Consider the following 22,179-nt stretch of genomic DNA (forward strand, 5'->3'; position numbering starts at 1 on the left):
TTCGGCCCGCGTCTTGGCCTTTGTCCCCCTTGGAGCCCGCATGGATCGCGCCGAAGCGGAGGTCAGGCTTCTCGACGCGGCCGAGGAGCTCTTCTACGAGCGCGGGATCCAGGCCGTGGGCATGGACCAGGTGCGCGCGGCCTCGGGTGTCTCGCTCAAGCGGCTGTATCAGGTCTACCCCTCGAAGTCGGAGCTGGTCCTCGCCTGCCTTGAGCGCCGCGACCTGCGCTGGCGGACCCGGCTCGCCGAGTACGCGGAGGGCGGGCCGGGCGGGGTGGAGCGGGTCCTCGCGGTCTACGACTGGCTGTACGAGTGGTTCCGCGAGCCGGAGTTCCGCGGCTGCGCCTTCATCAACTCCTTCGGCGAACTCGGCGCCGCGGACCCGGCGGTGGCCGCCGCCGTCCGGGCCCACAAGAGCGCCTTCCACGACTACATGGCCGGACTTGTGGCCGCGGCGGGCGAATCGGGGCAGACTGTCGGCCCGTTGGTCCTGCTCGCGGAGGGGGCCATGACAACGGCCGCGATTTCAGGTTCACCCGAACCGGCGCGTCAAGCCCGCCTGGGAGCAGCCCAGTTGCTGGCGGCGCGGTAACCGCCGGTCGCCCGACAGGAAGATGGCTCATGGCGAAGACGTATCGCATCGGTTTCGGCACGCGCCTGATCAACGGCGTGTTCCGGACGATGACCCGGTTCGGGATCGGCAAGGACTACCGGCACATGCTGACCGTGCGCGGCAGGAAGTCGGGCCGTCTGTTCTCCACGCCGGTCGACGTGATGTCGGCCGGTGGCGAGCGCTGGGTCGTCGGGGCGTACGGGGTGAGCAACTGGGTGCGCAACGCGCGGGCGGCCGGGGAGGTCGAGCTCAGCAGGGGCGGCAAGTCCCAGAGCGTGCGTGTGGTCGAGCTCGGCCCCGAGGAGAGCGTCCCCGTCCTTCGCCAGTACTGGCGGGAAGTGCCCGTCACGCGGCCCTACTTCGACGTGACGGGCGACTCGACGGACGAGGAGTTCGCCGCCGAGTCGGCACGTCATCCGGTGTTCCGCCTGGGCTAGGTCAGCCGGTCTTCGCCCCGGTGTGCAGGGCCAGGGAGCTGTGGGCGGGGAGAGTCGTCTCGATCTTCCCGTCGTCCCCGACGGTGACCGTGTCGCCCGCGCAGCTGTCCGGGGACGCCTTGGCCACATTGCAGTACGTGCCGCCGGGCAGGGAGGTGGCGAACGTCTGGGCCAGCTCGCCGTCGCCGTTGTTGAGGGCGACGAACCCCTTGTCGCCACGGCCGAAGGCCAGCGCGCTGCCGCCGTTGTCCCACCAGTCGGTCAGCTCCGCGCCGCCCACCTCGTTGCGGAACCCGACCAGGCCGGTGATCGCTTGCTGGGCGTGCGTGTTCGTCCAGCCGTCCGCGCCGCTGGGCGGGCCCGCGTCCTTGTCGGACCACTCGTAGCCGGAGTACACGTTCGGTGAGCCGTAGGGGGACGCGAGCATGAACACATTGGCCAGGGTGTAGGACGCGCCGTCCTTGTAGGTGAGCGTGGAGCCGCCCCGCTCGGTGTCCCAGTTGTCGACGAACGTGCGCGCCGAACCGCTGCCCAGCTTGCCGTCCGCGACCGACTTCAGCTGGGCGATGTCGCCGCCCTGGAAGGCACTCTTGAGGTGCCCGCCGTAGCGGAACTCGTCGACGTCCCCGATGCCCGTGTACTCGTCGGGCTGAACGGCCTCCCCGCCCCCGTGGATGACCTCCGAGACCCAGAACCCGGGGTCGCTCATCTTGCCCTTGACGGCGGCGACGTCGTCGGCCGCCATGTGCTTGGCGGCGTCGATGCGGAAGCCGTCCACGCCCAGGGAGCGCAGGTCGTCGAGGTAGGCGGCGATGGTGGCGCGCACCGCGTCGCTGCCCGTGTCGAGATCGGCCAGGCCCACCAGTTCGCAGTTCTGGACGTTGTCGCGGCTGGTGTAGTCGTTGATGCTCGTGCGGCAGGCGTGGAAGTCCGCGTCCTGGAAGGAGCCGGGGTATTCGTACTTGCCGTACTTCGTGCCGCCGGTGCCCGTTCCCGCGCCGGCCGCCATGTGGTTGACGACGGCGTCCGCGACGACCTTGACGCCTGCCTGGTGACAGGCGTCGACCATGCTCTTGAAGGCGGCGCGGTCGCCGAGGCGGCCCGCGATCTTGTAGCTGACGGGCTGGTACGAGGTCCACCACTGGTCGCCCTGGATGTGCTCGGAGGCGGGCGACACCTGGACGTAGCCGTAGCCCGCCGGGCCGAGCTGGTCGGCGCAGGCCTTGCCCACGTCCGCGTACGGCCGCTCGAACATGGTGGCGGTGACGGTCTTGTCGCCGGGCGGTGTCGCCTGCGACTGCGAGGGCGCGAACGTCGCGAGGCCGGCCGCGGCCAGGACCCCGGCCGACGTGGCGCCGAGCAGGCGGGAACGGTACTGCATGGGGCGGCTCCTTCGAGGCCGGGCACAGCTGTGCCGACTGTGCCCATGGAAGGCAGTTGCTCGTGGGGGAGGCTGCCGTGGGGGGATTCCGAGTGGGAGCCTGCCGCCCACGCATGTACGCGTCAATGCTTTCTGCAAGATATTTCAACTACCGGTGCCTGGTGAGGCTTTGGCGTGCGAAGTTGCGGGGGAGTGGTGGGGGTTGGCTGCCTGAGTGGGGCTGCCGGGTGGCCTGACCTGTGTGGGGGTGTTGCTGCAAGAACTTGCGTGAATTCAGTTCTTACTCGGGGGTAGGCTCGCCGCTCCCCTTGTTATACGGTCTGTCTAACAAGCGGGCCGCGGCGCGTTGCGGGACGGCGCCCCGGGTCGTTGCCTGAGCGAACAAGAGAACGTACGCATCAGAGTCAAGGAGCCGCAGCATGGCAAGCAGCACTGTTCGGCCGACACCGCAGGATCGCCCCGAAGAGGACGACGTGGCCCGGCGGTTGCTCCACTCGGCCGCCGTGTTGGCCTACGACCCGGCCACGGAAGTGGACTGGGACACCCCGCTCGACCGGGACTTCCACGGCGCGAGCCCGGAGTGGTGCTCCCTGTACGGCACGCCGTACTGGCAGGAGCTCACCGACGCGCAGCGCAAGCAACTGACGCGGCAGGAAGCCGCGTCGGTGGCCAGTACGGGCATCTGGTTCGAGATGATCCTCCAGCAAATGGTTCTTCGCGACGTGTACATGAAGGACCCGACCAGTGCCGAAGTGCAGTGGGCGCTCACCGAGATAGCCGAGGAGTGCCGGCACTCGATCATGTTCGCCCGCGGCGCCGAGAAGCTGGGTGCGCCCGCCTACCGGCCCAAGCGGTTCGCGATGGAGCTCGGCCGGGCGTTCAAGACGCTGGCCTTCGGTGAGGCCGCGTACGCCGCGATCCTCGTGGCCGAAGAGGTGCTCGACGTCATGCAGCGCGACTGGATGCGCGACGAGCGCGTCGTGCCGTTCGTCCGCACGATCAACAACATCCATGTCGTCGAGGAATCGCGGCACATGAAGTTCGCCCGCGACCAGACGAGCAAGCGTCTCTCCGGGGCGGGCCGACTGCGCCGCCAGATCAACGCGCTGGTCGTCGCGATCGCGTCGTACTACATCGTCACCAGCATGGTGAACCCCAAGGTGTACGCGAACGCGGGGCTCGACGAGAAGCGCGCCCTCGCCGAGGCGAAGGCCAACGAACACCACAAGTCCATGATGCGCTCCAGCTGTTCGGGCCTCATGGAGTTCCTGGCCTCCTCCCGCCTGCTCACCAGGCCCGCGCTGGCCTTCTACAAGCGCGCCCACCTCATCTGAGCCGAGTGAGTCGAGCCGACGACATGACCTACGCCATCACCCAGACCTGCTGCAACGACGCCACGTGCGTCGCCGTGTGCCCGGTCAACTGCATCCACCCGACGCCGCAGGAGCGGGCGTTCGGCAGCACGGAGATGCTGCACATCGACCCCAAGACCTGCATCGACTGCGGGGCCTGCGCCGACGCCTGCCCGGTCGACGCGATCTTCCCGGTGGACAGCCTGCCCGTCGCACAGCAGGAGTACGCGACGATCAACGCGGCGTACTACGCGGACCAGGCGCTCGAACCGGCCCCGGAAGGACCGAACTTCCACGCCTGGGACGAGCCGTCCTTCCCGCGCGTCCTGCCGTCGGACTTCGCGCCGCTCAAGGTCGCCGTCGTCGGCACCGGACCGGCCGGGATGTACGCGGTCCAGGACCTGCTCCTGCACACCAGCGCCGAAGTGACGCTGATCGACAGGCTGCCGGTGACCGGCGGCCTCGTACGCTTCGGCGTGGCGCCCGACCATCCCGCGACCAAGAAGGTCGGTGACACCTTCGCCCGGTTCCACACGCATCCGCGGGTGCGAATGCACCTGGGGCTCGACGTGGGGACCGACGTGACCGCGCAGGAGCTGGCCGCACACCATGACGCGGTCATCTACGCCGTGGGCGCATCGGCCGACCGCACCCTGGCCGTCCCCGGCGAGGAACTGCCCGGCAGTATCTCCGCCCGGGCCTTCGTCGCCTGGTACAACGGCCACCCGGAAGCGGCGACGGACGCGATCGACCTGTCCGCCGAGCGCGTCGTCGTCGTCGGCAACGGCAACGTCGCGCTCGACGTCGCCCGGATCCTGCTCGCCGATCCCGACGGCCTCGCCCGCACCGGCATCGCCGACCACGCGCTGAAGGCGCTGCGTGCGGGCAAGGTGCGCGAGGTGGTCCTGCTCGGGCGGCGGGGGCCCGAGGACGCCGCGTACACGAAGTCCGAACTGCTCGCCCTCAAGCACGTGCCGGGCCTGGACCTGGTCGTCGACGACCACGACCCCCGGACCGCGCCGGCCATCGACGAGACCGATCCGCAGGCCGACCCGAAGGGCAAGGCCGCCCTCCTGCGAGGCGTCACGCGCGAGCGCGTCGACTGGGCGCAGCCGCCCGCTCCCGGGCGGCGCATCGTGCTCCGCTTCCATTCCGCTCCCGTGGAGATGCTCGGCGAGAAAGCCGTGCAGGGCGTACGGGTCGTGGAAGCGTCGGGGGAGCGGACGATACGGGCGGAGATGGTGCTGCGCGCGATCGGCTACCGCGGGATGCCGGTCGCCGGGCTGCCCTTCGACGAGACCACCGGCACCGTCCCGCACGAGGGCGGCCGGGTGGCCGGACAGCCGGGGACCTACGTCGTGGGGTGGATCAAGCGGGGCCCCAGCGGCGGCATCGGCGCCAACCGCACCTGCGCCGCGGAGACGGTCACCACGCTGCTCGCCGACGCGGTCGCCGGCGCCCTGCCCGCACCGGGTTCCGCACCGAAGGCCTTCCACCGGCTCGCCCGGCGCCGCAACCGCGCGGGGAGCCTCGCGCTGAGCCGCTAGCGGTGGTTCGCCCGGCGCGGCTCAGGGGGTGCGGGTCTCGGCCAGGGTGTGGGCGACCAGGGCGTTGGCGTGTCCGTGCCCCAGGCCGTGCTCGGTCTTGAGCCAACCGACGAGCTCCATGTGCTTGGTCAGCGGCGAGGCGCGGATGAGGTCCTTCCACTCGGTGATGGGGCGGCCGTACTTCTGCTCGATCGAGGGGAAGTAGCTGGCAGGGCCCTTGGTGGCTTCGGTCATGGTGACGCCGTCCCGTCTTTCGCGGTGGTGGTGCCCGTCAGGAGTGGTCTTGCGGGTGGTGTTGTCCCTATGACGGGTGGGGCCCGCTCAAATCATCGGGCGGCCCGCGTGTCCTGGATCACATTCTCTGGCGGTGATGCATCGGCCGAAGCCCCGGTCAGGGTCTCGCCGCCGCACCCCGCCGACGAATGGCGGGGCTCTAGGGGCGGGTCTAGCCTGAGACCAGTGGACGCGTCCGTTCACTGCCTGAGCGACACGCACACCGGCAATCCCATGACTGGCTCTCGGACGACACCCTCGGAGCCTGCCGCCACCCCGGAGCGGGGCAGCGGCAGCGGTATCGCACTCCTCGTCATCGCCTCGTGCCAGCTGATGGTGGTCCTCGACATCACCATCGTGAACATCGCTCTGCCGCACATCCAGACCTCGCTCGGCTTCTCCACCGAGACCCTGTCCTGGGTGATCAACGCCTACACGCTGACCTTCGGCGGACTGCTCCTGCTCGGCGGGCGCCTCGGCGACATCCTCGGACGCCGCAGGGTCTTCATGTTCGGCGTCCTGCTCTTCGTCTTCGCCTCGCTGCTCGGCGGACTCTCCCAGGAGTCCTGGCAGTTGCTCGCGGCGCGCTCGCTCCAGGGCGTCGGCGGCGCCATCGCCTCGCCGACCGCACTCTCGTTGATCACCACGACCTTCCGTGAAGGACCCGAGCGCAACCGGGCGTTCGGTGTGTTCGCCGCTGTCTCGGCGGGCGGCAGCGCGATCGGGCTGCTCGCGGGCGGGCTGCTCGTGGAGTGGCTCGACTGGCGCTGGGTGCTGTTCGTGAACATCCCCATCGGCCTGCTCATCGCCCTCGCCACACCCCGCTACATCCGCGAGTCCGAACGCCACCCCGGGCACTTCGACATCCTCGGCGCACTCACCTCCACCCTGGGCATGGTGCTGCTCGTCTACGGCTTCATCCGCGCGTCCGAGGACGGCTGGAGCGACAGCGTGACCATCGCGTCCTTCGCGGCGGCCGTCGTGCTCCTCGGCCTCTTCCTCACCGTCGAGCGCCGCTCGAAGCAGCCCATCACCCCCCTGTGGATGTTCCGCGACCGCAATCGCGCCGGTGTCTACGGGATGATGCTGTGCCTGGCCGCGGCCATGTTCGGCATGTTCTTCTTCCTGACGCTCTTCGTGCAGAACATCCTGAACTTCAGCCCGCTGCGGGCCGGTCTCGCCTTCCTTCCGGTGAGCGCGATCATCGCGGTCGGCGCGGGACTCGCCTCGCAGCTGCTGCCCAAGTGGGGGCCCAAGCCCTTCATGGTGGTGGGCGCGGTCCTTGCCGCCGTGGGGCTGGGCTGGCTGACCCTGACCGATGTCGACAGTACGTACGTGGGGAGCCTGCTCGGGCCCGTGCTGGTCTTCGGCTTCGGCATGGGCATGCAGTTCGTGTCCCTGACGCTGATGGCGGTCTCGGGCGTGCAGCCACAGGACGCCGGAGCGGCCTCCGGGATCCTCAACGCGACCCAGCAGGTCGGCGGTTCGCTCGGCCTGTCCGTCCTCGTCACCGTCTTCGGCACCGCGAGCCGCAACGAAGCCACCGACCAGGTTCCCCGCTTCCTGTCCCAGGCGACCCCGGCCGAGCTGGTGGATTTCCGCAGGACGGGCGAGCTGCCGGGGCGCTGGGGCGACCAGGTCCTCGCCTCGGGCATCTCCAGTTCCTTCGTCGCGGCTGCCGTCTTCGCCGTCGTCGCCGCGCTGATCGCCCTGATCGTCATCCAGGTGCGGCCCGCCGATCTGGAGCGCCTCCAGGGTGGCGCCGCCGTACCGCCCGCGCCGGGCACGGACGGGCGGGATTCGGGCACGGAAGAGCCGGATCCGGGCACGGGTGACGGGGCTTCTGCCGTCGACGGCTCCCCTCCCCGCGACGGTCCTCCCGCGCCCGGCCGAGGCAGCGGCTGAAGCCGCAGCTGGTGCCACGGCCCGAGGCCGCGGCCGAAGCCCGCGCGGCGTCCGTATTGCGGATGGCCTGATTCCCCTGGTGCGCAAGCGAGTTGAGAACGGGCAGACGTACTATGACCAGCCGATCGGGAGCGGGGGCGCTCGGGGGCTCGGGGTGGTGGGGGCGGCGCGGGGCAAGGACCCATGGAGACGGGCGTGAACACGGACACCGACTACCGCTTGCTGGGCCCGGTCGAGGCGTGGCGAGCGGGCCGCCGCCTCAGCCTGGGCGGGCCCAAGCCACGTGCACTGCTCGCGGCGCTGCTCCTGGAACCGGGGCGCGTGGTGTCGGTCGACGCGCTGATCGACGCCATCTGGGGCGAGAGGCCGCCGGACACGGCACGTTCTTTGATCCAGTCGTACGTCTCCGCGCTGCGCCGCGCGCTGACCGCCGACGCCATCGAGACCCGGCCGCCGGGCTATCTGATCCACGCGGACGCCACGCTCGTCGACCGGGCCGAGTTCGAGCGCCTCGCGGTGCAGGGCAGGCAGGCCGCGGCGGACGGCGACCACGCCGCGGCGGCCCGGCTGCTGGGTGACGCCCTCGCCCTGTGGCGCGGCCCCGCGCTCGGCGGCATCGGCGAGACGCTGCGGGCCATGGCCGACCAGCTGGAAGAAGCGCGGCAGGCGGCCCTGGAGGAGCGCATCGCCGCGGACCTCGCCCGCACCGGGCAGGAGAGGGAACTGGTCGCCGAACTCACCGCGTTGGTCGCCACGCATCCCACCCGCGAGCGTCCGCGCGGCCAACTGATGCTCGCCCTCTACCGGTTGGGACGCCAGGCCGACGCGCTCGCGGTGTACGTGGAGGGACGCGACGCACTCGCCGATGAGCTGGGCATCGACCCCGGACCCGACCTCAGACGGCTGCACGAGGCGATCCTGCGGGCCGACGAAACGCTGCTGCCCTCCGCGGAGGGTGCGACCGAACCCGTCGTCCCCAGGGACACGACCGCTGTCCCGGTGGCGGCCCTCCTGCCGCCCACCATCGGCGACTTCACCGGCCGCGACACCCAGCTCGCCGACGTACGGACCGCGCTGTCGGGGATCCGCGAGGCCATGCCGGTCGTCGTGCTCTCCGGACCCGGCGGAGTCGGCAAGTCCACCCTGGGCGTCCGCGCCGCGCACCAGGTGGCCGACGTGTACCCGGACGGACAGCTGTACGCCGAGCTGCGCGGCGCCACCGATCCCGTGGCCCCCGGGGAAGTGCTCGGGCGGCTCCTGTACGCCTTGGGCGCCGATCCGCCCGACGGGGACGCCGAGCGGCGCGACCTCTTCCGCAGCCTGGTCTCGGGGCGCCGCGTCCTGCTGGTGCTCGACGACGCGGCCAGCGAGTCACAGGTGCGCCCACTGCTTCCGGGGAGCGCCACCTGCGGGGTCCTGATCACCGCACGGGCCCGACTCGGCGCCCTGCCCTGCACCCACCGCGCCGATCTCGACGTGCTGGACACGGCGCCGGGCACCGAACTCCTCGGCCGCGTCGCGGGCCAGCGGCGCGTCACGGACGAACCGGACGCCGCCCGGCGCATCGTCGAGCTGTGCGGCGGCCTCCCGCTCGCCATCCGGATCGCGGGCGCCCGCCTCGCCACCCGCAGGCACTGGACCGCGCGCATGCTCGCCGACCGGCTCGCGGACGAACACCACCGCCTGGACGAACTCGCCGTCGGCGACCTCGAAGTGCGGGCCGGTCTCGGCCTGAGCTACCGGGCCCTGGACACCCCCGCCCGCACCGCCCTGCGCCGCCTCGGGCTGCTCGCCGCGCCCGACGTGGCCGCGTGGGTGGTGACCGCGCTGCTGGACGTGCCGGAGGCCGAGGCCGACCGCGTCGTGGAACAGCTCATCGACGCCCAGCTCCTGCACTGCACCGGCGTCGACCGCGCCGGCCAGCCCCGCTACCGGCCGCACGACCTGGTGCGCGTGTACGCCGCCGAACGCGCCGACGCCGAGGACCCGCCCGCCGAACGGGCCGCCGCCGTCGGCCGCGCGCTGGGCGCCTGGCTCTGGCTGACCGGCCGTGCCGCGTCCGCGACGCCCTCCGGCGCCGTCGAACTGCACCGCGGACTCCTGGACGCCGGCGGATCGGGCGGGGCCGCGGCCGTCGCCCTGCGGGGCCTGGTCCGGCCCGTGGGACCGGAAGCCACCCAGCGGGCCCTCGCCGACCCGGCTGCCTGGTTCGAGGCCGAGGCCGACGCGATAGCCGCCGCCGTCGAGCGCGCGGCGGCCCTGGACCTGCACACCCTCTCCTGCGAGGCGGCGGCCGCCCTGTGCTCCTCCGCGTACACCGTCGGGAACCGGTTCGAAGCCTGGTGGCGCACCCACGACGCGGCGCTGGCCGCCGCCCGCCGCGCGGAGGACAGGGCGGGCGAGGCCCTGCTGCTCATCGGCCTGGGCCAACTGCGCTACGAACAGGACCGGTTCCCCGAATCGCAGGGCTACTTCAAACAGGCCGCCGGGCTCTGCGCCGAACTCGGTGACATACGCGGCCGGGCCGCCGCCTTCGCCGGGCTCGGCAGCGCCCTGCGGGAAGCGGGGCGGCTGCGGGCCGCGCAGGAGACCCTCGTCCGGGCCGTCGAGGGCTTTCGCCGGCTCAGCGACGACCCGGGCATCGGCCTCTCCTGCCGGTACGCCGGATCCGTCCAGCTCGAACTCGGTGACTTCCAGGCATCGCGCGCGTTTCTCGACGAGTCGCTGCGGGCCTACCGCAGGCTGGGCAGCCGCCGCGGCGAGTCCCTCACCCTGCGCTCGCTCGGCCTCGTGCACCGTGCGCTCGGCGAGTACGCGGCGGCCGAGGAGCTGTCCGGCCGGGCGGTGGACCTCCTGCGCACCCTGGGCGACCCGCTGATGCTCGCGTACGCCATGCAGGCCAGGGCCAAGTCGCGCATCCGGCTGGGGCGTTCGGCTGAAGCCGCGGAAGAGATCCGCAGCGTCCTCGACGTCTGCCGGGGACAACGCGACCGCTTCGGCGAGGCACTTGGCCTGCGCACCCTGGGCGAGTGCGAGCTCGCCGCGGGCCGCCTCGACACGGCGGAACAGCACCTGACCGCGGCCGCCGCCCTCTGGAACGACCTGGAGCTGCCGCTGCCCCGCGCCCGCACCCTGCGCGATCTCGCCGCGGCGCGGGAGGCGGTGGGGGACCGGGCAGGGGCGGGTGCGCTGCGCGCCGAGGCGCGGGAGGTCTTCACGGCGTACGAGGCACGCGAACGGAACGAGCCGGGACTCTGACGCGGCCCCCCGAGGGCGGCCCTGCAATCCGCTTACCGCGCACTTGCAGAGAACTTGCAGCGGACTGCGTCATTCTCGGGATGTCGCCGGGCGAACATGCCGACGGCAACGGGGGATGGCAGGAAACAACGGGGGACTCAGCGGAATTCATCGGGGGGAAGCACGGGGGAAGGCCACTGATGCCTCGTACGGCCCACACCACCGACGCCGTCGGTCGTGTGGGCCGCTCGTCGCGTAGCGCCCCTGCCAGGGCACGGAGGGGACTCCGGGGGCGGGCCGCGGCCCGCCCCCGGGGCTGTGCCCGCCGCCGTCGCCACGAAGGGGCAAGCATGTCGTCGATCATCCTCATGAACGATCCCAGAGTCGTCGGCATACCGGTCAGTGAATGCGGCGAGGCCCTCGTCGACCTGCGCCAACTGCCTTTCGTGGACGTCGACGACCGGCTCGCGGACCCGGCAGGGGCCTACGCCCAGCTGCGGGAGGGCGTCGCCTGGCGCCTGGCCCGCGCCGCCCGGCTGCTGCCCGAGGGCCTGCGCCTCCTGGTCACCGAGGGATACCGCCCGCTGGCCCTCCAGATCCAGTACTTCGAGGAGTACGCGGCCGAGCTGAGGAAGGCGAACCCCGACTGGTCGGACGACCACCTCCACCGGCAGACGAGCCGTTCCCTCTCGCCGCCCGAAGTGGGCCCGCACGTCGCGGGCGCCGCGGTCGACCTGACCCTGTGCACCGCGTCCGGCACGGAACTCGACTTCGGCACCCCGGTGAACGCCAGCCCCGAGGAGAGCGAGGGCGCCTGCTACATGGACAGCGACCTGATCTCCCCGACCGCCCGCCGCAACCGCCGCACTCTCACCGCAGCCCTCGCCACGGCGGGCCTGGTCAACTACCCCACGGAGTGGTGGCACTGGTCCTACGGCGACCGCTACTGGGCCCTGACGACCGACGCCGCGGCGGCCCGGTACGGGCCGATGACGCTGGACACCTAGGCCGCGCCCCGGTGCTGCCGACGTGGCTGTAGCCTCAACCCCACTGGAAACAAAGCGAGTTGGCAGTCTGGGGCGATGTCCGTGAAGATTCTGATGGTGGCCGCGAACCCGGCAGACACCGGACGTCTGGCCCTCGACGAGGAAATGCGTCTGATCCAGCAGCGGACGGAGCAGAGCCCCCACGCGGCGAACCTGGAATTCGTGCCGGTCTGGGCCGCGCGTGCCGACGATCTGCTGCGAGAAATCAACCGGCACGCCCCGACGATGCTGCACTTCTCCGGTCACAGCTCCCTGAGCAGCATCGCACTCGTCGGCGACGACAAGCAGACCAAGCCGGTGTCGGGCGACGCCCTGCTGAGACTGCTCGACCTCCCGGCGGCCCGCTCCGTCAAGGTCGTCCTCCTGAACTCCTGCTACTCCTCCGAGATGGCCAAGCGGGTCGCGCACGAGACCAGGTGCGCCATCGGCACGATCGAGCCGTGGGGCGACGAGCAGGCAGCTCTCTTCTCCGCCTCCTTCTACCGCGCGTTCGGATTCGGCGCGAGCGTCACGGAGGCCGTGGAGCAGGGGTGCACCTCGATTCTGCTCGAGGGGTACACGGGCGCGGACGACGTGCGGCTGCACGGCGGAGCTGCTGCCTCGTCCATGCGTTTGGTCCGTTCGCCCACGTGGGGAGGTGGCGCGTGGGGCGGCGCGACGACGCCGGACGCGGCGCAGTCACCGGACGCCACCCGCGGCGGGGAGCAGACCGGGCCGATCCCCCTCTACAACGAAAGCGAGTGCGCCGACTTCGTGACGAGTGTCCTGGAGGACGCGTACTCGGCGGCGCTGACCTATCTCGACGTCGACGGCCTCCTGGGCATCAACAACGTCTACGGCGAGCACGTGGGCGACCTGGTGATCCAGCAGTGCGGCGAGCTCGTCGCCGAGCACAGCGCCGAGTCGGCGGCCCTGTGCCGGCTCAGGGGCGATCAGTTCGTCGTCGTGGAGCGGAACGTGGATACCGCAGTGGCGCAGGAGCGGGCCGGGAAGCTGGTCCAACGGATACGTCGGCACACGTGGTCGCACCTGTCCAGGGACCTCCACGTGAGCGCCACCGGCTCCATCGCGCACTGGCGCTTCCCCATGGAGGACGCCCCCAGCCTGATCCTGCGCGCGGTCCTCGGCGTCAAGGAGGCCAAGAGCACCCACCGGGCCTCACTCGCCGCCGCGCCCCTCGCCCTGCCCAGACTCGTGGGCGACTTCGAGCGCAGGGAAGACAAGATCTCCTACCTTTCCTCCTACCTGTCCTGACCGCGAAGGCCCGCGACGCGGCGCACCGTGCCCTTTCACGACGCGAACGGCACCGCCGCGGGTGTCGCGTCGAGTGACGCCGCCGCCGGGTGCTGCCACAGTCCCCGCGCCGCAAGCTGCGGCAGCACGCCCTCGCCGAACCAGTACGCCTCCTCCACGTGCGGGTAGCCGGAGAGCACGAACTCGTCGATGCCCAGGGCGTGGTACTCCGCGATGCGGTCCGCGACCTCGGTGTGGGAGCCGACCAGGGCCGTGCCCGCGCCGCCTCGCAGGAGGCCGATGCCCGCCCACAGGTTCGGGTAGATCTCCAGGCGGTCGGTGGAGCCGCCGTGCAGGGCCAGCATGCGCTTCTGGCCCTCGGAACCGGAGCGGGCCAGGCCCTGCTGCACCTCGCTGATCAGGGACGGGTCGGTGCCTGAGAGGAGGCGGTTCGCCTGGGTCCAGGCCTCATCCGACGTGTCGCGGGCGATGACGTGCAGGCGGATGCCGAAGCGGACCTCGCGGCCCTCCGCCCTGGCCAGTGCGCGGATCCAGGCGATCTTCTCGGCCACCTGCGCCGGGGGTTCGCCCCAGGTGAGGTACACGTCGCTGTGGCGCGCCGCGACCGGGCCCGCCGCCTTCGACGAGCCGCCGAAGTAGACCGGAGGCACCGGGGCGGGAAGGCGGGTGAGGCGGGCCTGTTCGACTCGCTCGTGCTCGCCGTGGAAGTCGACGCTCTCGCCGCGCCACAGGGAGCGGACGATGTGCAGGAACTCCTCGCAGCGGGCGTAGCGGTCGTCCTTGCCGAGGAAATCCCCGTACGCACGCTGCTCGTGGTCCTCGCCGCCCGTGACGACGTTGAGGAGCAGGCGCCCACCGGAGTGGCGCTGGTAGGTCGCCGCCATCTGTGCGGCGAGGGTCGGTGTGACGAGGCCAGGACGGAAAGCCACCAGGAACTTCAGGCGCTCGGTCGACTCGACCAGCATCGCCGTCGTCAGCCAGGCGTCCTCGCACCAGGCGCCGGTGGGGGTGAGCGCCCCCTCGAAGCCCAACTGCTCTGCCGTACGGGCTACTTGAGCGAGGTAGGCGAGCGAGGCGGGGCGGTCGCCCCCGGCAGCCCCGGTGGGTACGCCGTGGCCGCCGCCGACGATGTGGCGGCTGTCGCCGTTGGTCGGCAGGAACCAGTGGAAGGTCAGGGGCATGGCGGGGACGTCCTCTGCGATCGTGCGGTATCGGAAGCTTGCTCAGACCAGGCCGTTGCGGGGCGGCGGGGTGTCGTTGAGCTCCCAGCCGCCCAGGTGACGGAGCTTGAGGCGGCGTGGGTCGTGCAGGGTGTGGGTGCGGGCGTTGCGCCAGTGCCGGTGGAGGTTGAGGTCGCGGTCCGCGGCACGGGTGCCGATGAGTTCGAAGATGCCGCTGGACACGGCGAGGGCCACCGCGTCGGACCGCGCGCGGGCTGCGGCCACCGCGGCAGATGCCTCGGCGGCGCTCTCCTCGGTCAGTGCGGCGCGGGCCGCGTCCAGGGAGTCACCGGCGTCGCGCAGCAGGGCGCGCGCGGTGCGCACCTTCAGGGCGAGCTCGCCGAAGCCGTCGATGACGGCGCCCTCGTCGGCGGCGCGCTCCACGCCTGCCTCCAGGCGCGGGCGGGCCAGCGAGTGGATGAGCCGCTTGCCCTCGCGCAGGGCGCCGACCGCGATGCCCGTGTCGATGGCCGCGTGCAGATACTGGCCGAAGGCGCCGAACACCTCGTCCTTCTCGAAGATCGAGTACACCGGCACGATGTGCTCGGCGGGCACCCGCACCTGGTCGAAGCGGACGGTGCCGCTGCCGGTGGTGCGCTGCCCCATGCCGTTCCAGTCGTCCTCGACGCGCACGCCGGGATGGTCGGCGGGCACCCAGGCCGCGTGCGTACGGCCCTCCTCGTCGTTGGCGTACACCGGGATCCAGTGCGCGAAGAGCGACCCGGTCGCGTAGAACTTGGTGCCGTCCAGGACGCGGCCCCCGTCGGGGTGCCTTTCGAAACCGATGGCGAACTCACGGGCCGTACGAGTGCCCCGCTCGGAGAGCGCGTTGCCGAAGTGCCGCCCCGCCAGGACCTCGCGGTAGAAGAAGGCGCGCTGCTCCTCGGTGCCCGCGTGGGCCAGGACGTTGACGAAGGCGTAGTGGTTCTGCGGGATCTGGCCGATGCTCGCGTCCCCTGCCGTCAGCTCGGTGAACACCTCTCCCAGGCTGCGGGCAGCGAGCTCGGGCCCGCCGTGCGAGCGGGGGATCGAGAGCGTGAAGAGACCGGCTTCGGCGAGGTCGCGCACCTCCTCGTACGGCAGATCACGCTCGGCGTCGCGTCGCGCGTCGTCGGAGGCCAGTCGCTCGGCCACCCGACGGGCGAGCGCGATCGCCTCCGCGTCGGATGCGGGGATGCGGGGCATGGGGCGGGCCTTTCGGGTACGGAGGGGAAAGGGGCGGCAGGATCCGGCGGACCGACGCGAAAGGGAAAGCCGATTACCCCTCACGCCACCGCGAGCCGCGCCGGCACCGCGAGCGCCTCCCGGAAGCGGTCGACGACGGGGGTGAGACCGGCGTCCGCCTCGGGAGTGAGGCTGACCGTCCCGTCATCGGCGGCCGTGATGTGGCGGTCCAGGACGAACCAGCCCTGGGCCACCTCGGCGCCGAGCGAGGTGAGGACGGGCCGCAGTGCGTAGTCGACGGCGAGGACGTGGGCGGGGGAGCCGCCGGTGGCCAGCGGCAGGACGGGCTTGCCGCGCAGCGCGAACTGCGGGAGGAGGTCGAGGAAGGTCTTGAGGACGCCCGAGTACGCCGCCTTGTAGACGGGTGTGCCGACCACGAGCGCGTCGGTGCTCTCGACGAGGGCGACCGCTGCGGCGACGGCGGGGTGCGAGGTGTCCGCGGAGAGCAGCGCGTCGGCGGGCAGCGTGCGGACGTCCAGCGTCTGCACCCGGTGCCCCCGCGCGGCAAGGTCGCGGCCCAGATGCTGGACGAGGCGCGCGGTGCGGGAGGCGCCGGGGGCGGAGGCGCTGCCGGTGAGCGTGAGAACGGATGCCATGGCGGAAGTCCTTCGGGTACGCGGCCACGCGGGCCGGTGGGGCGAGGCAGGGGGAGGGGCAGCGAGGCGCGGCGCTGCTCGATACGTGCGGGGGTGAACCGGCGAAGTCGTCAGGGAATCGCGCGGGCCGTCAACGGGCCCGGCGGGACGCGGAGTTCACGCGCACGACAAGCGGTGGAGTGCCCGGCGGATGCTCAGCGGCCGTGGCGACAGCAGGCGCTGCACACCCGCGCGAGGTCGACGTACCGTCGCCGCGTGAGGTGGGATCGCACTGCATTCATGTCCTCGATTCAAGCAGCTGCCCCCACCAGGCGTCGAGTCGGTAATCGCTAAGCCCTGATAGGGTTTCCCTCCCACAGCGGGAGTTCGGCGAGAGGCGCGCGGGATGCGGACAGAGCAGCTCGAGTACATCGAGGCCGTCACCCGACTCGGCTCGCTGCGCCGCGCCGCGGGCGAACTGCACCTCTCCCAGCCCGCGTTGAGCGAGACCGTGCGGAACCTGGAGCGCGAACTCGGCGTCTCGCTCCTGGACCGGCACCGCTCCGGGGCGAAGGTCAGCGACGAGGGCCGTGAGCTCCTGCCGCACATCATCGGCGTACTGGAATCGGTGGACCGGCTGCGCAGGGCCGCGCACGACCAGCACCAGTCCAGCCGCGTCGTGCGGGTCGGCACGGTGAACGCGGCCACGGCCCCGCTCCTGGTCCCCGCCGTGCGCACCTTCCGTGAGACCCACCCGGCGACACAGGTGGAGATGGTCGGCTCGCAGCAGGACGACATCCACCGCGGCCTGCGCGAAGGCCGCTTCGACCTGGGCCTGGTCAACTACCTGGACGGCGACGACACCCCGCCCGACTTCGACACCACCGAGTTGCTGCGCGGCAGGCCCGTGGTCTGCCTGCACCCGGACAGTGCGCTGGCCCGGCTCTCCGCGGTCTCGCCCGCCGACCTCGGCACCGAACCGTTCATCGCGATGCGCGCCGGCTATGTGATGCACCGCTACGCCCACCGCCTCATCGGCGGCTCCGCGCCGTCCTTCGCGTACTCCACGGACGGCGCGGAACTGGGCAAGCTGATGGTGGCCGAAGGCCTCGGCGTCGCGCTGCTGCCCGATTTCAGCGTCGTCGGCGACCCGCTGGAGCGGGCCGGAATGATCACCCACCGTCCGCTCACCGACGAGACCACCCGCGTCCTCGTGGTCCTTCAGCGCCGCCGCAGCGAGTCCTTCCCGCGAGCGGTGAGGGAGTTGCACGAGGCCTTCGTGACCAGGGCGAAGGGACTCAGGGAGCATCCTTGAGCCCGCGACGACACAGCGCCCTACCGCACCTGACCGCCGCGCAGGGCTCCGCGCGCCACGGCTGACAGAAGCGAGCCGATGGTGACGCCGATGGCCAAGTAGACGGCAGCCGTGCCGATCTGGGCCTCCAGCGACGCGTAGAAGGTGAAGGGCAGCAGCACCATCACGACGGTGGCCAGCGAGACGATCCAGACGAGGAACCGGCCGGCCTGGGGCGTGCCGAGCAGCAGCAGATGCAGCAGGAGCGTGGCCGCGAGGGCGGCCAGCGCGGCGCCGCCCGCCAGCAGTGCCTACCCCTCCTCGCGGGACCCGTTCCTTACGATCGTCCCGGCGTGGCGCCGCACCACCAGTGGACAGCCGCCACACGAGTGGGGCCTGGTCAACCGGCTTCCGAGTCCGGCTGGTCCAGGGCGTCCGCGAGGCAGGGAACGGGGGCGAAGACCGGGTAGAGGCCGGTCACCCGCAGGACCTGGAGGGTCAGCGGGTGCGCGCAGACCAGTTGCAGCTCTCCGCTGTGGTCCAGGATGCGGCGCCGGGCCCGGCACAGCAGACGCAACCCCGAGCAGTCGAAGAACTCGACATGGCTGAGGTCGATGATCACGGTGAGGGCGGGCCGCGCCGTGTGTGCGTCCAGCGCGGGACCCATGTCCAGGGCGGCGCCGATATCGATCGCGCCGTGGAACTCCAGGACCAGGTGGCCTTGCGCGCGGTAGGTGTGCAGGTGCCCGGTGGCGGGCGGGGAGCCGTCGATCATGGTGGCATCCTCGGTGTGTACGAGGCCTGGCATGTGCCTGAGGAATGAGGGGGCGGACTCACCGGGGGCTGGGGTGATGGTGAGCGGCGAACCGAGGGTGGGGCAGGCCGCCGTGCAGCTGTTCGCCGGGCCGCGACGGCGGTCCGGGCATCCCTCATCTGTCCTGGTGAGGCAGGGAGGTGAGAGTTTCCATCATGGACCCATCAGGCTGCATTCGGCACATGTCCGGGGCAACTGGTTGCTATTGACGCGCAGTTGGTAGCCACGGGACCGCCCTTCGGCCTGGGCCGTGGGGAGAGCTTGCCGCTGCGTGGTCACCTTCTTACGTCACCCGGAGCGGGCGACGTGAGGTGCGTCGAGGAACCGGAAGGTGTCCGGCAGGAGTGGGATCCCGCCAGGAGAGGACACCGTCATGCGGATCGCCCTTGCGGTACTGCCGCTGGCGGGGCGCGTCATCCAGCAGCTCGTGCGCGTCACCATCCTCGACATGTCGACGCGCCTGGCGGCCCAGGCGTTCCTGGCCGCGCTGCCGATGCTCATCGCGGTGGCGTCCTTCAGCCCACCGGCCGTTCGGCAGGAACTGATGCTCTCGCTGCGTACGATGCTCGGCTCGGGCGGCCCGGTGGTGGCGCGGGCCGAGGTCGTGTCCGCGGCCGGGGACACCACGCTGCACAACTGGGGCACGGCGAGCGTGCTGGTCGCGCTGCTGTCCGCCACGGCCTTCACCCGCGCCCTGCAGCGCATGTGCGAGCGCTCCTGGGACCTGCCCCGCTCCGCCGTACGGCTCGTGGCCTGGCGCTGGGCCGTATGGCTCCTCGTCTGGATCGCGATGCTCGTCGTGCAGGGCGCCCTGCACCGGGCGTTCGGCGCGGGGCCCGTCCTGGGCGTCCTCCTGCAGTCGGCGGCCGCGATCCTGATGTGGTGGTGGACCCAGCACCTGCTGCTCGCGGGCCGCGTGCCCTGGCTCGCCCTGCTGCCGGGCGCCGTCCTCGCGGGCGCGGCAGGGACCGCGTTCAGCGCCGCGTCGGGGCTGTGGCTGCCGCGTGCACTACGGATGAGCGAGCAGCGCTACGCGGCCCTCGGCTCGGTGTTCACCGTGCTGTCCTGGCTGATCCTGTACTTCACCACCATCGTGTTCGGCATAGCCGTCGGCCGGGTGCTCGCGCAGGAGGAGTTCCTGCGTTACTGGCTCGGCGGGCCGACGGAGCGTCACTCCGATGCCGCGGTGACCCGGCCTTCGCGCACCGCGGTGGCCAGCGCCCGGTGGTCGCGCTCGTTCTGGTCGGCGTACGACTCCGAGAACCGCGCCAGCGCCCGGTCGAAGGAATCGGAGCCGCCCAGATAGGCGGCGATGGCGATCCGGTCGCCGGAGCGCGCGTGCGCGCGCGCCAGGGTCGCTCCGCACATGCGACCGAACAGCCGCATCACGTCGGGGGTCATCAGCTCGGCCTGGGGAATGGCCTTCCAATCCCGCAACTGCCGTATGTAGAAGTCGCGTTCGCGGCCGTCGAGCCCTTCGACCCGTTCCCAGCCCAGGAACATGTCGCTGGTCGCCTGCATCAGACGCTGCCCCGCGACGACCCGCTCCCCCTGGTTGAGGTGGCTGCTCGCGCCCGCGAACTCCGCGAGCACCGACGCCGACGCCTCCTTGGCCTGGAGCAGCAGCGGGTCGGTGTCGTCACGGCCGACCAGCAGCACGATCCAGCATCGGGTTCCCACACTGCCCACCCCGACCACCTTGCGGGCCATGTCGACCACCCGGTACTGGGCAAGCAGCGTCCTGCGGTCGGCGGGCAGCGTGAGCGCGTAGCGGTCGATCAGTTCGCGCAGTTGACGTTCCAGCTCCTTGCGTTCGACCCCCGGCATGAGGTCGTCGAGCGGCGTCACCAGGGGCGGGTCGGGTGAGATCCGCAGGTGGCCGTGGACGACCCGTGCCAGCTTCGCCGACGCCTGAAGGTGGTCGCGGGTCCGGGCCTTGCTGAGCGTGCGGGACATCCTGCGCCGCGCGCGTGTGTCCAGCTTGCCGGACATCGTGGCGTACAGATCCTCCGCGTCGATCTGCGAGTACCACACGTCGAGCGTCCGCATCCGGGCGAACTCGCTCATCGACTCCCGGTACGAGCGCACCGTCGCCCGCACCACACGGGCCCGCTCCGACGTGCTGAAGCCGTTGTCGCGCCCCGCGATGACAAGGCTGACCACGAGGCGTTTGACGTCCCACTCCCACGGCCCGGGAAGCGTTTCGTCGAAGTCGTTGACGTCGAACATCAGGTGCCGCTCCGGTGAGGCGAGCAGTCGGAAGTTCAACATGTGGGCGTCTCCGCACAGTTGGGCACGCAGACCGCTGTCCGGGGTGGTGGCCAGGTCGGTGGCCATGATGGCGGCCGCTCCGCGGAAGAACCGGAACGGCGACTCCAGCATGCGGCCGTAGCGGATCGGCACGAGCTCCGGGAGCCTGCTCGCCGACTGCCGCTCGATCACAGCGACCGGGTCGGGCCGGGCCGGCGCGGGGAGGAACTCGGCATGGTCGGACCGCCGGGCACGGGACCGGCCGGCCCTCCCCAGGGCCGCCCGCTCCTGCGGGGTGAGGTGGTGGTGCGTGGTCTCGGTCATGGCGCGCTCCCTCCAGGCGCTGAGGACTCTGGGCGCGGCTCGGCAGCTCGGCGTCACCCCGCCGGTGTGAGGTCGCCTCCCAGGGGTGAGGCCCGGCGCGCTGCGGTGCCACAGACTGAGAGGCATGGAACCGACGATGCGAGGACAGCGATGGCTGGCCCGTGCGTCCCTGGCATCCGCCGCGGCCGCGGTGCTGGTGCTGGCAGTGTTCGCGGGGTTCAAGACCTTCGCGCTGCTCGGCGTGGGACTGGCGGGCCTGACGGTCACGGCTGCCGCGGTCTGGTGGATCATCAGCAGGCGGGGCCTGCCGCGGGCCCTCGCGGTGCTGCTCGCACTCGCCGCTCCGGTCTGGGTGCTCGTGGAGTTCACCCAGGCCCGGCTCACCTGGGTGGTCCTGACCTCCGGTGCGCTGTGGCTCCTCGCGGCGGGCACGGGCCGCGCGGCCCTGGCCCGGCACACGGTCCCGGACCAGATGGCCGAGCAGCCCGCCGGAAAGTTCCGCCACCCGGTCCTGATCATGAATCCGCGCTCCGGCGGCGGCAAGGTGCGCCGGTTCGAGCTGCGCGAGCTGGCGGAGTCGCGGGGCGCCGAAGTGGTGCTCCTCGAGGGGCCGGGCGAGACCGATGTGGCGGCCCTTGCCCGCAAGTGCGCGGCCGGGGGCGCCGATCTGCTCGGGGTCGCGGGCGGCGACGGCACCCAGGCGCTGGTCGCCGAGGTAGCCGCCGCCCTGGACCTGCCCTTCCTGGTGATCCCGGCGGGCACCCGCAACCACTTCGCCCTCGACCTGGGCCTTGACCGCGAGGACCCGTCGACGGCCCTCGACGCGTTGCACGACGGGGTGGAATTGCGGGTGGACCTCGGCCGGGCCGGAGGGCGGCCCTTCGTCAACAACGTGTCGTTCGGCGCGTACGCCGAGGTGGTGCAGAGCCCGGCCTACCGGGACGACAAGACGCGCACCACCCTCAAGCTGCTGCCCGATCTCCTCGTGGGCCAGCAGGGGGCCAGGCTGACGGCGCGCGCGGGGGAGCAGGAATTCTTGGAACCGCAGGCCCTGCTGGTGAGCAACAACCCCTACGGCAGCAAGGACATCGCCGGGCTCGGCCGCCGGACGCGGCTGGACGGCGGGGTCCTCGGCTGCGTCGGCGTGCGGGTCACCAGCGCGACGCAGGCCGCGGGGCTGCTGCGCGGAGGGCAGGCCACCGGGCTGCACCTGGCCACGGCCACCTCCGTGGTCGTCGACGCCGATCAGGAGGAGATCCCGGTCGGCATCGACGGCGAGGCGGTGCGGCTGGCCGTCCCGGTGCGCTGCGAGGTCCGGCCCGGCGCCCTGCGGGTGATCGTGCCCCGGCTGCGTCCGGGGGTGTACCGGGAGCGGCCGAGGCTCGACTGGCGCCTGGTCGGCAGGCTGGGGCTGGCCTCCGGGCACTGACGGG

Annotated in this window: 18 protein-coding genes and 1 pseudogene; 11 read left to right on the forward strand and 8 right to left on the reverse strand. The window is 71.8% G+C overall.

The genetic code is table 11. The features are described 5' to 3' along the window. The first annotated feature begins 40 nt into the window (after positions 1–40). Together ACFUPX_RS11820 and ACFUPX_RS11825 are read left to right on the forward strand one after the other, a co-directional pair. Entirely contained in the window at positions 41–592 is a 552-nt protein-coding gene (locus ACFUPX_RS11820; RefSeq protein WP_383319859.1) for a TetR/AcrR family transcriptional regulator, read from the forward strand. A 29-nt stretch (positions 593–621) separates the two neighbouring features. Continuing rightward, positions 622–1,050, forward strand: a complete 429-nt coding sequence (locus ACFUPX_RS11825; protein WP_383319861.1) for a nitroreductase family deazaflavin-dependent oxidoreductase — start codon at positions 622–624, stop codon at positions 1,048–1,050. Between the two features lies 1 nt (position 1,051). On the opposite strand, the gene ACFUPX_RS11830 is transcribed toward ACFUPX_RS11825, so the two are convergent. Further along, positions 1,052–2,431 carry an alpha-amylase family protein gene (locus ACFUPX_RS11830; RefSeq protein ID WP_383319863.1) on the reverse strand — a complete coding sequence of 460 codons (1,380 nt, stop codon included), beginning with the start codon at positions 2,429–2,431 and terminating at the stop codon, positions 1,052–1,054. Between the two features lie 419 nt (positions 2,432–2,850). Here ACFUPX_RS11830 and ACFUPX_RS11835 point away from each other — a divergent pair, with 419 nt between their 5' ends. Next, a complete protein-coding gene (locus ACFUPX_RS11835; protein WP_383319865.1) occupies positions 2,851–3,765 on the forward strand; it encodes a diiron oxygenase in 915 nt (304 codons plus the stop codon). A 23-nt stretch (positions 3,766–3,788) separates the two neighbouring features. Next, positions 3,789–5,330 carry an FAD-dependent oxidoreductase gene (locus ACFUPX_RS11840; RefSeq protein WP_383319867.1) on the forward strand — a complete coding sequence of 514 codons (1,542 nt, stop codon included), beginning with the start codon at positions 3,789–3,791 and terminating at the stop codon, positions 5,328–5,330. Between the two features lie 21 nt (positions 5,331–5,351). On the opposite strand, the gene ACFUPX_RS11845 is transcribed toward ACFUPX_RS11840, so the two are convergent. Beyond that, a complete protein-coding gene (locus ACFUPX_RS11845) occupies positions 5,352–5,564 on the reverse strand; it encodes a DUF4287 domain-containing protein (RefSeq protein WP_383319869.1) in 213 nt (70 codons plus the stop codon). 273 nt (positions 5,565–5,837) lie between these two features. Between ACFUPX_RS11845 and ACFUPX_RS11850 the strand changes: the two genes are divergently transcribed. The 4 genes from ACFUPX_RS11850 to ACFUPX_RS11865 all read left to right on the forward strand — a co-directional run bounded on the left by ACFUPX_RS11850 (position 5,838) and on the right by ACFUPX_RS11865 (position 13,045). Next, the gene (locus ACFUPX_RS11850) at positions 5,838–7,508 is read left to right on the forward strand and encodes an MFS transporter (protein WP_383319871.1); all 1,671 of its coding nucleotides are present in this window, start codon (positions 5,838–5,840) and stop codon (positions 7,506–7,508) included. Between the two features lie 195 nt (positions 7,509–7,703). Continuing rightward, complete coding sequence (locus ACFUPX_RS11855) at positions 7,704–10,766, forward strand: BTAD domain-containing putative transcriptional regulator (protein WP_383319873.1); 3,063 nt, start codon at positions 7,704–7,706, stop codon at positions 10,764–10,766. A 329-nt stretch (positions 10,767–11,095) separates the two neighbouring features. Continuing rightward, positions 11,096–11,752, forward strand: coding sequence for a M15 family metallopeptidase (locus ACFUPX_RS11860; RefSeq protein ID WP_383319875.1), 657 nt, complete (start codon positions 11,096–11,098; stop codon positions 11,750–11,752). 75 nt (positions 11,753–11,827) lie between these two features. After that, positions 11,828–13,045, forward strand: a complete 1,218-nt coding sequence (locus ACFUPX_RS11865) for a diguanylate cyclase domain-containing protein (protein WP_383319877.1) — start codon at positions 11,828–11,830, stop codon at positions 13,043–13,045. A 35-nt stretch (positions 13,046–13,080) separates the two neighbouring features. Here the strand turns inward: ACFUPX_RS11865 and ACFUPX_RS11870 are convergent, their stop codons facing one another. The 3 genes from ACFUPX_RS11870 to ssuE all read right to left on the reverse strand — a co-directional run bounded on the left by ACFUPX_RS11870 (position 13,081) and on the right by ssuE (position 16,085). Then, the gene (locus ACFUPX_RS11870; protein WP_383319879.1) at positions 13,081–14,226 is read right to left on the reverse strand and encodes an LLM class flavin-dependent oxidoreductase; all 1,146 of its coding nucleotides are present in this window, start codon (positions 14,224–14,226) and stop codon (positions 13,081–13,083) included. A 42-nt stretch (positions 14,227–14,268) separates the two neighbouring features. Next, positions 14,269–15,450 carry an SfnB family sulfur acquisition oxidoreductase gene (locus ACFUPX_RS11875; RefSeq protein WP_383319881.1) on the reverse strand — a complete coding sequence of 394 codons (1,182 nt, stop codon included), beginning with the start codon at positions 15,448–15,450 and terminating at the stop codon, positions 14,269–14,271. An 80-nt stretch (positions 15,451–15,530) separates the two neighbouring features. After that, a complete protein-coding gene (ssuE, locus tag ACFUPX_RS11880) occupies positions 15,531–16,085 on the reverse strand; it encodes an NADPH-dependent FMN reductase (protein WP_383319882.1) in 555 nt (184 codons plus the stop codon). Between the two features lie 385 nt (positions 16,086–16,470). Between ssuE and ACFUPX_RS11885 the strand changes: the two genes are divergently transcribed. Then, positions 16,471–17,379, forward strand: coding sequence for a LysR family transcriptional regulator (locus ACFUPX_RS11885; protein WP_383319884.1), 909 nt, complete (start codon positions 16,471–16,473; stop codon positions 17,377–17,379). A 20-nt stretch (positions 17,380–17,399) separates the two neighbouring features. On the opposite strand, the gene ACFUPX_RS11890 is transcribed toward ACFUPX_RS11885, so the two are convergent. Both ACFUPX_RS11890 and ACFUPX_RS11895 read right to left on the reverse strand, forming a co-directional pair. Further along, the gene (locus ACFUPX_RS11890; protein WP_383319886.1) at positions 17,400–17,543 is read right to left on the reverse strand and encodes a hypothetical protein; all 144 of its coding nucleotides are present in this window, start codon (positions 17,541–17,543) and stop codon (positions 17,400–17,402) included. Positions 17,544–17,758: 215 nt separating this feature from the next. Further along, the gene (locus tag ACFUPX_RS11895; protein WP_383319888.1) at positions 17,759–18,133 is read right to left on the reverse strand and encodes an STAS domain-containing protein; all 375 of its coding nucleotides are present in this window, start codon (positions 18,131–18,133) and stop codon (positions 17,759–17,761) included. Positions 18,134–18,620: 487 nt separating this feature from the next. Here ACFUPX_RS11895 and ACFUPX_RS11900 point away from each other — a divergent pair. Further along, positions 18,621–19,289, forward strand: a pseudogene (locus ACFUPX_RS11900) (ribonuclease BN); the annotation flags it as partial. Positions 19,290–19,342: 53 nt separating this feature from the next. Here the strand turns inward: ACFUPX_RS11900 and ACFUPX_RS11905 are convergent. Beyond that, positions 19,343–20,746: a DUF2252 domain-containing protein gene (locus tag ACFUPX_RS11905; protein ID WP_383319890.1), complete on the reverse strand. Its 1,404-nt coding sequence runs from the start codon at positions 20,744–20,746 to the stop codon at positions 19,343–19,345. 124 nt (positions 20,747–20,870) lie between these two features. Here ACFUPX_RS11905 and ACFUPX_RS11910 point away from each other — a divergent pair, with 124 nt between their 5' ends. Continuing rightward, positions 20,871–22,175: a diacylglycerol/lipid kinase family protein gene (locus ACFUPX_RS11910; RefSeq protein WP_383319892.1), complete on the forward strand. Its 1,305-nt coding sequence runs from the start codon at positions 20,871–20,873 to the stop codon at positions 22,173–22,175. Positions 22,176–22,179 lie beyond the last annotated feature (4 nt).

Origin of the sequence: Streptomyces sp. NPDC057302 (genome assembly GCF_042667685.1) — a bacterium.
In the GTDB taxonomy this organism is placed as follows: Bacteria; Actinomycetota; Actinomycetes; order Streptomycetales; family Streptomycetaceae; genus Streptomyces.

Bases quoted from the DNA above. Each gene is read 5' to 3' on its own strand.
- ACFUPX_RS11820 (WP_383319859.1), top strand. From the start codon at position 41: ATGGATCGCGCCGAAGCGGAGGTCAGGCTTCTCGACGCGGCCGAGGAG.
- ACFUPX_RS11825 (WP_383319861.1), top strand. From the start codon at position 622: ATGGCGAAGACGTATCGCATCGGTTTCGGCACGCGCCTGATCAACGGC.
- ACFUPX_RS11830 (WP_383319863.1), bottom strand. From the start codon at position 2,431: ATGCAGTACCGTTCCCGCCTGCTCGGCGCCACGTCGGCCGGGGTCCTG.
- ACFUPX_RS11835 (WP_383319865.1), top strand. From the start codon at position 2,851: ATGGCAAGCAGCACTGTTCGGCCGACACCGCAGGATCGCCCCGAAGAG.
- ACFUPX_RS11840 (WP_383319867.1), top strand. From the start codon at position 3,789: ATGACCTACGCCATCACCCAGACCTGCTGCAACGACGCCACGTGCGTC.
- ACFUPX_RS11845 (WP_383319869.1), bottom strand. From the start codon at position 5,564: ATGACCGAAGCCACCAAGGGCCCTGCCAGCTACTTCCCCTCGATCGAG.
- ACFUPX_RS11850 (WP_383319871.1), top strand. From the start codon at position 5,838: ATGACTGGCTCTCGGACGACACCCTCGGAGCCTGCCGCCACCCCGGAG.
- ACFUPX_RS11860 (WP_383319875.1), top strand. From the start codon at position 11,096: ATGTCGTCGATCATCCTCATGAACGATCCCAGAGTCGTCGGCATACCG.
- ACFUPX_RS11865 (WP_383319877.1), top strand. From the start codon at position 11,828: ATGTCCGTGAAGATTCTGATGGTGGCCGCGAACCCGGCAGACACCGGA.
- ACFUPX_RS11870 (WP_383319879.1), bottom strand. From the start codon at position 14,226: ATGCCCCTGACCTTCCACTGGTTCCTGCCGACCAACGGCGACAGCCGC.
- ACFUPX_RS11875 (WP_383319881.1), bottom strand. From the start codon at position 15,450: ATGCCCCGCATCCCCGCATCCGACGCGGAGGCGATCGCGCTCGCCCGT.
- ssuE (WP_383319882.1), bottom strand. From the start codon at position 16,085: ATGGCATCCGTTCTCACGCTCACCGGCAGCGCCTCCGCCCCCGGCGCC.
- ACFUPX_RS11885 (WP_383319884.1), top strand. From the start codon at position 16,471: ATGCGGACAGAGCAGCTCGAGTACATCGAGGCCGTCACCCGACTCGGC.
- ACFUPX_RS11890 (WP_383319886.1), bottom strand. From the start codon at position 17,543: ATGGTGCTGCTGCCCTTCACCTTCTACGCGTCGCTGGAGGCCCAGATC.
- ACFUPX_RS11895 (WP_383319888.1), bottom strand. From the start codon at position 18,133: ATGATCGACGGCTCCCCGCCCGCCACCGGGCACCTGCACACCTACCGC.
- ACFUPX_RS11905 (WP_383319890.1), bottom strand. From the start codon at position 20,746: ATGACCGAGACCACGCACCACCACCTCACCCCGCAGGAGCGGGCGGCC.
- ACFUPX_RS11910 (WP_383319892.1), top strand. From the start codon at position 20,871: ATGGAACCGACGATGCGAGGACAGCGATGGCTGGCCCGTGCGTCCCTG.